The sequence below is a fragment of the Streptomyces sp. NPDC048277 genome (assembly GCF_040652235.1).
Taxonomy (GTDB): Bacteria; Actinomycetota; Actinomycetes; order Streptomycetales; family Streptomycetaceae; genus Streptomyces.
Genome location: NZ_JBEZLQ010000011.1, coordinates 95,886 through 108,789 on the forward strand (window position 1 = coordinate 95,886; position 12,904 = coordinate 108,789).

The 12,904-nt window shown below is 71.9% G+C and carries 13 protein-coding genes; 8 read left to right on the top strand and 5 right to left on the bottom strand.

Translation table 11 applies throughout. The features are described from left to right. Positions 1-68 precede the first annotated feature (68 nt). The 3 genes from AB0D85_RS24075 to AB0D85_RS24085 are packed head-to-tail and all read right to left on the bottom strand — an operon-like array spanning position 69 to position 3,721. Positions 69-536 carry an NUDIX domain-containing protein gene (locus tag AB0D85_RS24075; protein ID WP_362323567.1) on the bottom strand — a complete coding sequence of 156 codons (468 nt, stop codon included), beginning with the start codon at positions 534-536 and terminating at the stop codon, positions 69-71. Beyond that, on the bottom strand, positions 533-2,071 hold the full coding sequence (locus tag AB0D85_RS24080) for an ATP-dependent DNA ligase (protein ID WP_362323571.1): 1,539 nt from the start codon (positions 2,069-2,071) through the stop codon (positions 533-535). Before AB0D85_RS24080 ends, AB0D85_RS24075 begins: the two co-directional genes overlap by 4 nt. A gap of 57 nt (positions 2,072-2,128) precedes the next feature. Further along, on the bottom strand, positions 2,129-3,721 hold the full coding sequence (locus AB0D85_RS24085; protein WP_362323573.1) for a N,N-dimethylformamidase beta subunit family domain-containing protein: 1,593 nt from the start codon (positions 3,719-3,721) through the stop codon (positions 2,129-2,131). 154 nt (positions 3,722-3,875) lie between these two features. On the opposite strand from AB0D85_RS24085, the gene AB0D85_RS24090 reads away from it, so the two are divergent. From AB0D85_RS24090 to AB0D85_RS24115, 6 genes are all read left to right on the top strand, one after another. Next, complete coding sequence (locus AB0D85_RS24090) at positions 3,876-4,451, top strand: XRE family transcriptional regulator (protein WP_362323575.1); 576 nt, start codon at positions 3,876-3,878, stop codon at positions 4,449-4,451. A gap of 88 nt (positions 4,452-4,539) precedes the next feature. Further along, on the top strand, positions 4,540-5,508 hold the full coding sequence (locus tag AB0D85_RS24095; RefSeq protein ID WP_362323577.1) for an NADPH:quinone oxidoreductase family protein: 969 nt from the start codon (positions 4,540-4,542) through the stop codon (positions 5,506-5,508). Next, the gene (locus AB0D85_RS24100; RefSeq protein ID WP_362323580.1) at positions 5,505-6,686 is read left to right on the top strand and encodes an acyl-CoA dehydrogenase family protein; all 1,182 of its coding nucleotides are present in this window, start codon (positions 5,505-5,507) and stop codon (positions 6,684-6,686) included. Before AB0D85_RS24095 ends, AB0D85_RS24100 begins: the two co-directional genes overlap by 4 nt. Beyond that, positions 6,683-7,765, top strand: coding sequence for an acyl-CoA dehydrogenase family protein (locus AB0D85_RS24105; RefSeq protein ID WP_362323583.1), 1,083 nt, complete (start codon positions 6,683-6,685; stop codon positions 7,763-7,765). The genes AB0D85_RS24100 and AB0D85_RS24105 overlap by 4 nt, the downstream gene beginning before the upstream one ends. Positions 7,766-7,963: 198 nt before the next feature. Next, positions 7,964-8,827 carry a phosphatidylinositol-specific phospholipase C/glycerophosphodiester phosphodiesterase family protein gene (locus tag AB0D85_RS24110; protein WP_362323586.1) on the top strand — a complete coding sequence of 288 codons (864 nt, stop codon included), beginning with the start codon at positions 7,964-7,966 and terminating at the stop codon, positions 8,825-8,827. A 102-nt stretch (positions 8,828-8,929) separates the two neighbouring features. Beyond that, the gene (locus AB0D85_RS24115; RefSeq protein ID WP_362323590.1) at positions 8,930-9,124 is read left to right on the top strand and encodes a hypothetical protein; all 195 of its coding nucleotides are present in this window, start codon (positions 8,930-8,932) and stop codon (positions 9,122-9,124) included. 36 nt (positions 9,125-9,160) lie between these two features. Here AB0D85_RS24115 and AB0D85_RS24120 read toward each other — a convergent pair whose 3' ends face one another. Together AB0D85_RS24120 and AB0D85_RS24125 are read right to left on the bottom strand one after the other, a co-directional pair. Beyond that, positions 9,161-10,333, bottom strand: coding sequence for a phosphodiester glycosidase family protein (locus tag AB0D85_RS24120; RefSeq protein WP_362323593.1), 1,173 nt, complete (start codon positions 10,331-10,333; stop codon positions 9,161-9,163). Positions 10,334-10,476: 143 nt separating this feature from the next. Beyond that, positions 10,477-10,842 (bottom strand): DUF779 domain-containing protein, encoded by a 366-nt coding sequence (locus AB0D85_RS24125; RefSeq protein ID WP_362323596.1) that lies wholly within the window; start codon positions 10,840-10,842, stop codon positions 10,477-10,479. A gap of 290 nt (positions 10,843-11,132) precedes the next feature. On the opposite strand from AB0D85_RS24125, the gene AB0D85_RS24130 reads away from it, so the two are divergent. Together AB0D85_RS24130 and AB0D85_RS24135 are read left to right on the top strand one after the other, a co-directional pair. Further along, positions 11,133-11,987 (top strand): ABC transporter permease subunit, encoded by an 855-nt coding sequence (locus AB0D85_RS24130; RefSeq protein WP_362323599.1) that lies wholly within the window; start codon positions 11,133-11,135, stop codon positions 11,985-11,987. Continuing rightward, the gene (locus AB0D85_RS24135) at positions 11,984-12,886 is read left to right on the top strand and encodes a carbohydrate ABC transporter permease (RefSeq protein WP_362323602.1); all 903 of its coding nucleotides are present in this window, start codon (positions 11,984-11,986) and stop codon (positions 12,884-12,886) included. Before AB0D85_RS24130 ends, AB0D85_RS24135 begins: the two co-directional genes overlap by 4 nt. Positions 12,887-12,904: the final 18 nt, after the last annotated feature.

A 12,904-nucleotide genomic window follows, 5' to 3' on the forward strand; every position in this document is an offset into this window, starting at 1 on the left:
CTCCCTGGGAGCGGGCTTGCTACGACCTTCCCGCGCGGCTCCCGGGACCGCAACGCGTGGGGGCCTCTTCAGCCCGAGTGCTCCGCCAGGCGGTCGAGGAAGGCGGCCTGCGCCTTGACGATCACCTCGCGGGCCCGGTCGGGGGTCAGCCAGGCCACCCGGTCCAGCTCGGGGAACTCCTGGATCCGGCCCGACCTCGGCGGCCACTCCATCACGAAGGTGCCGGGGTCGACGGCGGCCGGGTCGAGGTCGGCCTCGATCGCCCAGGCCGTCACGATCTTGCCGTTGGTCTGCCGGACCTCGCCGAGGCCGATCGCCGCACCGTCCGGCGGCGGCAGCCCCAGCTCCTCCCGGAACTCGCGCCGGGCCGCGTCCCAGGCGGTCTCGTCGGGCTCGTACTCGCCCTTCGGGACGGTCCACGCGCCCGCGTCCTTCTTGGCGAAGAACGGACCGCCCATATGGCCGAGCAACACCTCGACGCCGTGGTCGGTGTGCCGGAACAACAGCAGTCCGGCGCTTCGCTTCGGCTCCGTCAACGCCGTACCTCCGGATGGGCGGCCAGCAGGGTCTCCACGGTATCGGCCTCCTCCGGCCGCTTGTCCTCGCGGTAGCGGACGACCCGGGCGAAGCGCAGGGTGACACCGGCCGGGTAGCGCGAGGACTTCTGCAGGCCGTCGTAGGCGATCTCGACGACGAGTTCGGGGCGTACGGCCACCACCCAGCCGTTGTCGGAGACCGCCAGTTCCTTCAGCCGGGCGGTCTGCCACTCCAGCATCGCGTCGGTCATGCCCTTGAAGGTCTTGCCGAGCATGGCGAAGGTGCCGTCCGGGTTGCGGGCGCCCAGGTGGAGGTTGGAGAGCCTGCCGGTGCGGCGGCCGTGGCCCCATTCGGCGGCGAGCACGACCAGGTCGAGGGTGTGGACCGGTTTGACCTTCAGCCAGGAGGCGCCCCGGCGGCCCGCGCTGTAGGGGGCGTCGAGGGCCTTGGCGACCACGCCCTCGTGGCCGCGTTCCAGCGTGGCGGCGAGGAACTCCTCGGCGGTCGTGGTGTCCTCCGGCCCGGACACCAGCGCCCGGCGCACCCGCATCGGCTCGGGGACCAGCCGGGCCAGTTCCGTGTGCCGTTCGGCGAAGGGGAGGTCGAGGAGGTCGTGGTCGCCGACCGAGAGCGCGTCGAAGAAGACGGGGGAGACCGGGACCTCCGCCGCGGCCCTCGCCACGTCCACCCGGGAGCCGACCCGGCCCGCCGTCTCCTGGAAGGAGCGGGGCCGGCCGTCCGCGTCGAAGGAGATCACCTCGCCGTCCAGGATGAAGCGAGAGCCGGTCAACTCGCGTGCGGCGGCGACCACTTCGGGCAGACGGTCGGTGATGTCGTCCAGAGTCCGGGTGAAGACGCGTACGGTGTCGCCGTCCCGGTGGACCTGGACCCGGATGCCGTCCAGCTTCTCCTCGACCGCGCAGGCGCCCAGTTTCCCGACCGCCTCGGCCACCGAGGAGGCGGTGTGCGCCAGCATCGGCAGCACCGGGCGGCCGACGGTGAGCCGGAACCGGTCCAGGGCCGGCGGTCCGTCCGCCAGCAGCGCGGCGGCCACCGTCTGGAGGGAACCGGCGAGCATCACGGCCCGCCGTACGTCCGCCGGGTCCGCGTCCGTCGCCTGCGCGAGCCCCTCCGCGGCCACCGCGTCCAGGGCGCCCTGCCGTACCTCGCCGGTGATCAGGCCCAGCAGGAATCGCTGCTCCTCCGCGGTGGCGGCGCCCATCAACTCGCCCACGATCCTGGCGCGTTCGGCCTGCGAACCGGGTCCGGACACCTTGCCAAGGTCGGTCAGCCGGGCGTCGACCCCGCGCACCGTGAGGGACGGCTCTGCGGCCGGCGGGACCGGCCGGCTCAGCACCTTCCAGCCGACGCCGAGACGGCCCTGCGGGAGACGGCCGGCCAGGTAGGGGATGACGACCGGCACGTCGTCCGGGTCCGTCTCCCGGAAGAGGCCGGCGAGCAGCGCGGTCTTGCGGGACCTGGCCGCGGTGGCGGCGATCTCCCGGGACACTTCGGCGAGCCGGGTCAGCAGCATGCAGCCATCGTGCAACGGATACCGCCCCGCGACACCCGGACGGCGTCGCCGCCCGGGTCACGCCGAGGCGGTTCCGTACACCTGGCGGGTGTTGGGGCGCGGCGCCGGACGGTGGCGGGCGGCCGGGCCCTCGGCGAAGGCGCGCAGCAGGTTCTCGGTGGTGCGGTTCACGAAGGCGCCGGTGGCGGTGTCCATGCCGTGCGGGCGGCCCCCGTCCGCGGTGCCCGCCCGGAGGGCCTCCACCCAGCGCATGGTGCCGGTCGCGAAGACCCCGGCGCCGCCGGGCACGGTGTAGTACGCCGAATCGCTGTGGCTGCGCCGCCCGTTGCACACGAGGGGGGAGTGGGCCGTGATCTCCAGCGGGCCGGGAGCGGCGGTGCCGGGGACGACACGGTCGTACTCGACGCCCACGAGATGGTCGAAGCCCCCGCCGGCGCGGACGCCGGTGCCCTCGTACAGCCAGTGGTCAGCCGCCGTGACGACATGGGGGGCGTCCACTGGGTACCCCTCGTAGAGCACTCCGGTGAGCGAGGACTCCGGGTCGGGGCCCGGGGCCGCGCGGAAGTCGGTGGTGACGAGGGCGGGCCGGGACGGGAAGCAGGGGTCGGCGGTGTACGAGGACTTGTAGCAGACGACCGTACGGCCGGGGCCGCCGTCCGACGCCTCCACGCGGATACGCCGGAAGCAGGTGTTGGCGCCGAGGAAGGCGATGTTGGTGCCCGCGTCCCGGGCGTCCGTGACATGCCGGCGCTGCTCGGGCGTCCAGTACTCGTCGTGGCCCAGACAGACGACGGCGGCGGCCCCGGCCAGGACACCGGGGTCGGTGTGCACGTCGGTGCCCGTGGTGTAGGCGAGCGGTATGCCCAGCCGTTCGGCCAGCACGACCGCCGCCCGCTCGTACACCAGGAACTTCTCCGCGCCGTTCTTGTCGTAGGGCCGGTCGAAGGTGACGGCCAGCGAGCGGCCGGCGTAGCTGCCGTCGGACCCGGCGTAGAGGCTGAGCCCGCCCCATCGGTTGTACGCCTGCCAGGTCGCCGGGGCGTGCATCAGGACGGTACGGCCCGCGCCGTGCGTGGAGCGCACGATCAGCGGCACATAGCGCTGGTGGCCGCTCTCGGCCTCCAGGCGCAGCAGATAGGCGCCCTCCGGCCAGCCGGTCGTGTCCACGGAGACCGTGCGGTTCCAGTCGGCGCGCACGGTCCGGGTGCCGGAGACGATCTCCGGGGATCGCTGGGCGCGGCCCGGGATGCGCGGTGAGAACCAGACGCGGCGGGCCTGCTTCCCGCCGTACCAGCCGACGCGCAGCGCCGAGACACGGAAGGCGGCGGCCGTCGTCGAGACCGACAGACCGAACTCCTCGCCCGGTGTCACGCTCACCCGGTCGGCGTAGCCGGCGATCGCGTCGGGCGTGCCGAGGGACCCGGCGCGCCAGTCGTCGGTCCCCGGCCGGTCACGCTCCGCCTCGGGCAGGTGGGGGTCGGGTGCGGCGCTCCGGCGGGCCGGGGCCCGCTGGTCGCAGGCGGCCACCGTGCCGAGCCCGATGCCCGCGCACAGACCGAGGAACCGTCTGCGCGCGGGCCCGGACCCGGACCGGGACCCGGTCTCGGACTTGGGCACCGAGGACGTCGCCTGCCGCCTTCGAGCGTTCACATCGGCTCCCTGGATCCGGCTCTTCGACACGGTCCCGGACGACCCGGCCGGCAGCCGGGCGCGCTCCGGCGACCGTAACCCCCACGGCCCGGCCCCGCGCGGCGAGGACGCTGCCGGATTGACAAATGCCGTTGCCGAAACTGCAATGCCTCCCATGACTACGGACGACGTTCTCGCGGGTGTGGGGCCACGGCTGCGCCGGATCCGCAAGGAGCGGGAGGTCACCCTCGCCGCCCTCTCCGAGACCACCGGTATCTCGGTCAGCACCCTCTCCCGGCTGGAGTCCGGGCTGCGCAAGCCCAGCCTGGAACTGCTGCTGCCGATCGCGCAGGCCCACCAGGTGCCCCTGGACGAACTGGTCGGCGCCCCGCCGGTCGGCGATCCCCGGGTGCGGGCCAAGCCGATGGAGCGCTACGGCCGCACCTTCTGGCCCCTCACAAGGCAGCCCGGCGGCCTCCAGGCCTTCAAGGTGGTCGAACCGAAGCGGAAACTCGACCCCGAGCCCCGTACCCACGAGGGCTACGAGTGGTTGTACGTGCTGGCGGGGAAGCTGCGGCTGGTGCTGGGCGAGCATGATGTCGTCCTGGCGCCGGGGGAGGCGGCGGAGTTCGACACCCGGGTGCCGCACTGGTTCGGGTCGACGGGGGAGGGGCCGGTGGAGTTCCTCAGTCTCTTCGGGCCGCAGGGGGAGCGGATGCACGTCCGGGCGCGGCCCAGGGGCAAGGCGTGACGCTGTTACCTCGGACACGGTTCCCCAGGGGGCAAGCGACCGCTTAGTATGCGGTGGACCCCGACGAAGCAGTCCCTGGAGGCACCGCATGCAGGCATGGCAAGTGCACGAGAACGGTGAGCCGAGCGAGGTGATGCGGCTCCAGGAGGTGGAGCGGCCCACGCCCGGCGACGGCCAGGTCCTGCTCAAGGTGCGTGCCGCCAACATCAACTTCCCGGATGTGCTGATGTGCCGGGGCCACTACCAGGTGCGTCCGCCGCTGCCGTTCACGCCGGGCGTCGAGATCTGCGGTGAGACCGAGGACGGCCGCCGGGTCATCGCCAACCCCGCGCTGCCGTACGGCGGTTTCGCCGAGTACGCGGTCGCGGACGCCGCCGCGCTGCTGCCCGCACCGGAGGCGCTGGACGACTCCGAGGCCGCCGCACTGCACATCGGCTACCAGACGGGCTGGTTCGCCCTGCACCGCCGGGCGGCCCTCCAGGCCGGCGAGACGCTGCTCGTGCACGCCGCCGCCGGCGGGGTCGGCAGCGCGGCCGTGCAGCTGGGCAAGGCGGCCGGGGCCAGGGTCATCGGGGTCGTGGGCGGCGCCGACAAGGCCGTCGTGGCCCGTGAGCTGGGCTGTGACGCGGTGATCGACCGGCGGTCCGAGGACGTCATCGCCGCTGTGAAGGAGGCCACCGGCGGACGGGGCGCCGACGTGGTCTTCGACCCGGTCGGCGGCGAGGCCTACACCCAGTCGACGAAGGTCGTCGCCTTCGAGGGCCGGATCGTGGTCGTCGGCTTCGCCGGCGGCACCATCCCGAGCCCGGCGCTCAACCACGCCCTGGTGAAGAACTACTCGATCATGGGCCTGCACTGGGGTCTGTACGCCACCAAGAACCCCAAGCTGATCCTGCACTGCCACGAACAGCTCACCGAACTCGCCGCGAGCGGTGCCATCAAGCCGCTGGTGAGCGAGCGGGTGCCGCTGTCCGGGGCCGCGGCGGCCGTGCAGCGGGTCGGTGACGGTGTCACCACCGGCCGGGTCACCGTCGTACCGAACGGAGCCGCAGCATGACCGACGCCGCCGAACTCAAGCGCCGCACAGCCGAGTTGCTGGCCGCGCACCCGGTGGACAGCACCGGCAGGCTCGACTTCCTGAAGGCCCGCTTCGACGCGGGGCTGGCCTGGGTGCACTACCCGGAGGGCCTCGGCGGCCTCGGCGCCCCGCGCTCCCTCCAGGCCGTCGTGGACGCCGAGCTGGAGGCCGTCGGCGCCCCCGACAACGACTCGCGGCGCAACGGCATCGGCCTCGGCATGGCCGCGCCGACCATCCTCAAGTACGGCACGGAGGAGCAGAAGCAGCGCTATCTCCGGCCGCTGTGGATCGGCGAGGAGGTCTGGTGCCAGCTGTTCAGCGAGCCGGGGGCCGGCTCCGACCTCGCCGCGCTCGGCACCCGGGCCGTCCGTGAGGGCGACGACTGGGTCGTCAACGGGCAGAAGGTGTGGACGTCCGGCGCGCACAACGCCCGCTGGGCCATCCTCATCGCCCGCACCGACCCGAACGTGCCCAAGCACGCGGGCATCACCTACTTCATCTGCGACATGACCGACCCCGGTGTCGACGTCCGGCCGCTGCGGCAGGTCACCGGCGAGGCCGAGTTCAACGAGGTCTTCCTCACCGACGTCCGCATCCCCGACTCCCGCCGGCTGGGCGGGATCGGCGACGGCTGGCGGGTCGCGCAGACCACCCTGAACAACGAGCGCGTCGCCATCGGCGGGATGCGGCTGCCCCGCGAGGGCGGCATGATCGGCCCGGTCGTGAAGACCTGGCGCGAACGCCCCGAACTGCGCACCCACGACCTGCACCAGCGGCTGCTGAAGCTGTGGGTCGAGTCCGAGGTCGCCCGGCTCACCGCCGAGCGGCTGCGCCAGCAGCTCGTCGCCGGACAGCCGGGACCCGAGGGTGCCGGCATGAAGCTCGCCTTCGCCCGCCTCAACCAGGAGATCAGCGGCCTGGAGGTCGAACTCCGGGGCGAAGAGGGCCTGTTGTACGACGACTGGACCATGCGCCGGCCCGAACTCGTCGACTTCGTCGGCCGGGACGCGGGCTACCGCTACCTCCGCGCCAAGGGCAACAGCATCGAGGGCGGGACCAGCGAGGTCCTGCTGAACATCGTCGCCGAACGCGTCCTGGGCCTGCCCTCGGAGCCGCGCACCGACAAGGACGTCGCATGGAAGGACCTGGCCCGATGAGCACACAGCCCGACCTGCTGTACTCGGAGGAGGAAGAGGCGCTGCGGGCCGCGGTGCGGGACCTGCTCGCCGACCACTGCGACGCGCCCGGTGTCATCGCCCGCACCGAGTCGGACGCCCCGCACGACCTCGCGGCCTGGAAGGCCCTCACCGACGGCATGGGCCTCGCCGGGCTGCTGGTGCCGGAGGAACTGGGCGGCCAGGGCGCCTCGCATCGTGAAGTCGCCGTCGTCCTTGAGGAGTTGGGGCGGGCCGTGGCGCCCGTGCCGTATCTGACCAGTGCCGTGGTGGCGACCGAGGCACTGCTGGCCTGCGGCGACGAGGAGCTCCTCGGGAAGCTGGCCTCCGGGCGCACCATCGGGGCGCTGGCCGTGGGGCTGCATGTCGCCCCGGGGGCCGCGTTCCGGGCCGTGCGCGTCGAGGACGGCCGACTGCACGGCGAGTTGACCGGGATCGCGGACGCGGTCGCCGCGGACGTGCTGTTGGTGCCGGGGGACGACGGCGGGCTGTACGCGGTGGAGGCGTCCGAGGCCACGATCACTCCGCAGGTTTCCTTCGATCTCACCCGGCCCCTCGCGATCGTCGCGTTCGACGGTGCGCGCGCCCGCCGGATCGGCGACGCGGAACCCGCGGTACGACGTGCCCTGCGCGCCGGGGCCGGGCTGCTGGCGTCGGAGCAGTTCGGTGTCGCCGAATGGACGTTGACCGAGACCGTGCGGTACCTCAAGGAGCGCAAGCAGTTCAACCGGCCGGTGGGCGGGTTCCAGGCGCTCAAGCACCGGCTGGCGCAGCTGTGGCTGGAGGTCGTGAACCTTCGGGCCGCCGCGCGGGGTGCCGCCGATGCGCTGGCCTCCGGCGGGGATGCCGATGTCCTGGTGGCCGTTGCGCAGGCGTACGCGGCGCCGGTTGCCGTGCATGCGGCGGAGGAGGCGCTGCAGTTGCATGCGGGCATTGGGATGACCTGGGAACATCCCATTCACCTGTATCTGAAGCGGGCGAAGGCCGACTCGATCGCTTTCGGCACGGCGGGGGCGCACCGGTCGGCTCTTGCCGAACTGGTGGATCTTCAAGCGCCCTGATTTTCCGGTTGTCGACTGCGGGTGTGTGGGGGCTGGTCGCGCAGTTCCCCGCGCCCCTTTGGGGCGCGCCGATGCTGGGGCGCATGAAATGAACCGGGGGTGGCAGTCCAGCCAACTCCCTTCGCAGATACACCAATTGGGCCCCGCTCGAACGCATACTCCCTTCGGTCCCTCATGGCCCTACAAGGGAGGCAGAGCATGGCCCTCACCACCCGTCGCAGAGCCCTCAGCACCCTCGGCGGCGCCCTCGCGGGCGCCGTCGTGCTGCCCGGCGCGCAGGCCTGGGCGGGCGGCGGTCACCGCGGTCGGCAGCCGCTGTGGCGTGCGCACGCCCACAACGACTACGAGCACACCCATCCCCTCTTCGACGCCCTCGGCCACCGCTTCGGCAGCGTCGAGGCCGACATCTTCCTCGTCGGCGACCAGCTCCTCATCGGCCACACCGTGGACGACCTCGACCCGAGCCGCACCCTCGAATCCCTCTACCTCGACCCGCTGGCCGCGATCGTGAAGGCCAACCACGGCTCCGTGTACCGGGGTTGGCGCCGACCGCTGCAGCTGCTGATCGACATCAAGACCGAGGGCTCCTCGACCTACCTGGAACTCGACCGGCATCTGCGGCGCTACCCGCACCTGTTCACCACCTACGCCCACGGCCGGGTCGTCCCGGGTGCGATCACCAACGTCATCTCCGGTGACCGTGCCGCCCGTACGCCGATGGAGGCGCAGACCGTGCGCCGGGCCTTCTACGACGGCCGGCTCACCGACCTCGGGACCTCCGCGCCCGCCTCCTTCGTCCCGCTGATCAGCGACAACTGGACCCTCAACTTCACCTGGCTCGGCGAGGGCGAGTTCCCGGCGACCGAGCGGCAGAAGCTGCACGACATCATCGACGAGGCGCACGCCCACGGGCAGAAGGTGCGGTTCTGGGCCACCCCGGACACGGCCGGACCGGCGCGCGACGCGCTGTGGGGCGAGCTGTTCGCCGCCGGCGTCGACTACTTCAACACCGACGACCTGGCAGGCCTGGAGACCTTCCTGGACGCCCGTCAGGCGTCGTAACACCACTCGAACGGGGGACGTGTCAACCGCACGGACCAACCCTCCGCTACGCCACACTTGCGGGCGAACGCCCTGGAACGGGCGTGGCGGAGGAGGTTCGCGATGGCCGTTTCCATCTCTGTGGTGCTGCTGCTTCTGCTGCTGGCCGTGATCTTCATGCGCCAGGGCTCGCTGAAGATCTCGCACGCCCTGATCTGCATGCTGTTCGGGTTCTTCCTGGCCAGCACCAGCATGGCGCCCACCATCAGCAGCGGACTCACCGCGACCGCGGACCTGGTGAGCAGTCTGCGGCCCTGAGCCGGACGCCCGGGGCCGCCGCCCAGCGGCTGCCGGTCAGGGTTTCCAGAAGACCCCGATCCCGTTCGCCACGGCCCGTTCCGGGCTGTCGGTCGGGTGGTTGAGCACGCTCACCGTCTTCGCCCCCGCGGTGCGGGCCACCATCGTCGTGGAGCCGCCGCCGTCCAGGCTGAAGGCGTCGGCCGCGCCCAGCTCCCGCATCTCGTCGGCCACTTCGGCGATGGTCATACCGCTGCGGTAGGCGGCCGCGCCGTCCAGCGCGAGCAGCAGGAGCGTGCGTCCGCCGCCCGCGTAGCCCACGGCCGTGCGGACCGCCGAGGTGGTGTCGTTCAGTCCGGCCAGCGGCTCGCCGTCGCGCAGCACCGGGTAGCCGCCCACCGCGAAGCGGTACGGGACCCTGGAGGCCGAGGGCACCAGCCACGTGCGCAGCGTTACCCGTTCGCCCTTGGTGAGTTCGCGCAGCCTGTCCGCGCCCGCCTCGCGGCCCAGCAGGACGGTCGTGTCCGACGCGATCGCGCCGCTGCCCGGGGCGGTGGACGTGGCGACGACCTTGCCGTCACGGAGCTCCACCTCGTAGGTGTCCGTGCTGCAGCCGGCCGCCCGGCTGGTGTCCGAGCCGCAGGTGGCGCGCTTGCGGGAGGCCGAGCCCCAGGCGGAGGTGTAGGCGCCGACGGAGTCCTGCGCCAGCGCGTACTGGTTGAGGCCCCGCAGGGCGAGGTTCCCGTCGGGGGTGCGGACCGTGCCGAGGAGCGCGAGCCGGTCGAGCCGGGCCCGGCGGTCCGCACCGACGCCGAAGACATCGGTGGTGTCGGTGCCGGGCGGCAGCGACGGGCCGAACCGCTGGGCCGTCGGCACCGCCGACTTGAGGACCCGGCCGTGGGCGATCGCCGGGCCGACGCTCGCGCCGGTCGCGTCGACGCCCGGGTGCTGGGTCTCGGTGATGTTGAAGAAGTCGCCGTTCACGCCCGCGACCGCGCCCGCCGCGTCGGCCATCGCGGACACCCGCGAGCGGGCGGCCACCGCACCCGGGGTGAGCAGGTCCACGCGGACGTGCGGATCGGTCAGGTCGACGGTCAGCAGATGGGCGTGGACCGTGCCCTTGGCCGCCGGGACGTCGAACTGCCGGTAGGTGACGCCGGACGAGAGCTGTCCGGCACCCGACACGGCGCCGGCCGGTGCCGCCCCCGCGAGGGCCGCACCGGCCAGCACGCCGGTCGTCGTGAGAATCGTGAACAGAGTTCGGCTCGTCGCAGGCAATCGTCTCTGACGATGCGTCACCACAACCCCTGATGTCTCGTCGAGTTCCTCAGGACTCGGGGAAGTGCACCAGAGCAGGGTGACCGGCGGGGCAGCTAGACGTCGACTACGCGAGAACGGGTGAGAAAACGCACCCCCTCGGGTGCCTCCAGCGAGAATCCGCTACCCCGTCCGGGTACCACGTCCACGATCAGCCGGGTGTGGCTCCACACCTCGTACTGGCTGCGGGACATCCAGAAGGTGACCGGTGCCTCGACACCGTCCACCGCCAGCTCGGCCAGCAGCACGTCCGAGCCGCCGGTGCGGAACTCGCCGTCCGGGTAGCACATGGGCGCGCTGCCGTCGCAGCAGCCGCCGGACTGGTGGAACATCAGCGGGCCGTGCTCGGCGTGCAGCCGGCGCACCAGCTCGGCGGCCTGCGGGGTGAGCTCGACGCGAGGGGGCGCTGTGTTGTCGTCCATGGTCACCGTCCTGGGGCCGGGGCATCGGATCCCCTCAGTCTCGCGTCGGGCGACCCCGTCGTCAAAGGTCCGTGCCGACAAGGCAGTTGTGTCAGAACTGTTGACCCGCACTCTGGAAACGTTTTAACTTCCCCTCACCCAGCACCCAGTGGTGAGGAGGCTCCGTGGCGGCCATGCTGCGCGAGCGTCCGGGTGGAGCGGCCGTCGGGCAGACGCGCCGTCGCTCGCCGGGCGTTCGGAACGGCCGAAAAGGTTTTCAGGAACGGCGCAACCGGACACCGATCCTGCTCATGCTGCCGGGGCTCGCCTACTTCCTGGTGTTCCACTACGGCGCCCTGCTCGGCAACGTCATCGCCTTCAAGGAGTACGTGCCCTTCGACGGCCTCTGGGGCAGCCCCTGGGCCGGACTCGGCAACTTCCAGCGGATGTTCGGCGACGCGGAGTTCTGGGACGCGGTCCTCAACACCCTCTGGATCGCGCTGCTCCAGCTCGTCTTCTACTTCCCGGTGCCGCTCGCCCTCGCCCTCCTGCTGCACAGCCTCACCCGGTCGACCGTGCGCAGGTTCGTGCAGTCGGTGGCCTATCTGCCGCACTTCATCTCATGGGTGATCGTGGTCGCCCTGTTCCAGCAGATGCTGGGCGACACGGGGATGCTGAACGGCTACCTCGGCGACGCCGGACTGCACACCGTCGACATCATCGGCAACCCCGACGCCTTCAAGCCGCTCGTCGTCGCCCAGGTGATCTGGAAGGACGCGGGCTGGGGCACGATCATCTTCCTCGCCGCGCTCTCCCAGGTCGACGAGCAGCAGTACGAGGCCGCCGCGATCGACGGCGCCGGCCCCTGGCGGCGCTTCTGGCACGTCACCCTGCCCGCCATCCGGCCCGTGGTCGTCCTGCTGCTCATCATGCGGCTCGGTGACATCCTCTCCGTCGGCTTCGAGCAGATGCTCCTCCAGCGCGACGCGGTCGGACCGCAGGCCGCCGAGGTCATCGACACCTTCGTCTACTACCAGGGCATCGTCGGCGGCGACTACGGATACGCGGCCGCCGCCGGACTCTTCAAGGGACTCATCGGCGCCCTGCTCGTCTACGCGGCCAACAAGGTCGCCCACCGGCTCGGCGAACAGGGGGTCTACATATGAGCGCCGTCCACGCGTCCCGTACTGGGCGGCCCGGCTGGATGGAGAAGCCGAAGCCCGTCACCCAGGCCGGCAAGGCGGTGGCGCTGACGGCCGTCGTGCTGCTGGTGTGCGTGCCCTTCCTCGTCATCGTGTCGACCTCACTCGCCTCCCAGCGCGAGGTCGTCGCGGGCGGCGGCTGGGTGCTGTGGCCCGAGCACCCCACCCTCAAGGCCTACCGGGACATCCTCGACGGCGGCATCGTCACCCACGCGCTCGGCGTCAGCGCCGGAGTCACCGTCGTCGGCACCCTGCTCAGCCTCGCCTGCACGGTCACCCTCGCCTACGCCCTGTCCCGCCCGGGCGTCACCGGCGGCCGCCCGGCCCTGCTCCTCGTCCTGTTCACCTTCCTCTTCCCGCCCGGCGTGATCCCGAGCTTCCTGCTGGTCAAGGACCTCGGCCTGCTCGACACCTACGGCTCCCTCGTCCTGCCGGTCCTGGTCAACGTCTTCAACCTGGTCGTCCTGCGCGGCTTCTTCCAGGGCATCCCCCAGGAGCTGTACGAGGCGGCCCGCCTCGACGGCGCCGGAGACCTGCGCGTCCTGTGGTCGATCGTGCTGCCGCTGTCGAAGGCGGCCCTCGCGGTCGTCGGCCTCTTCTACGCGGTCGCCTACTGGAACTCCTGGTTCTACGCCTCCCTCTACCTGGAGAGCGACCACTGGCCGCTCCAGCAGGTGCTGCGCACCTATGTCGTGGCCGGCTCCGGACTCACCGACCAGACCACGGGCGACGGCACGGTCAACGCCCCGCAGACCGTCCAGATGGCCGTCCTGGTGATCGCCACCGTGCCGATCCTCGCCGTCTACCCCTTCCTGCAGAAGTACTTCACGAAGGGCGTGCTCACCGGCGCCATCAAGAGCTGACCCGACTTCAAGAGCCGC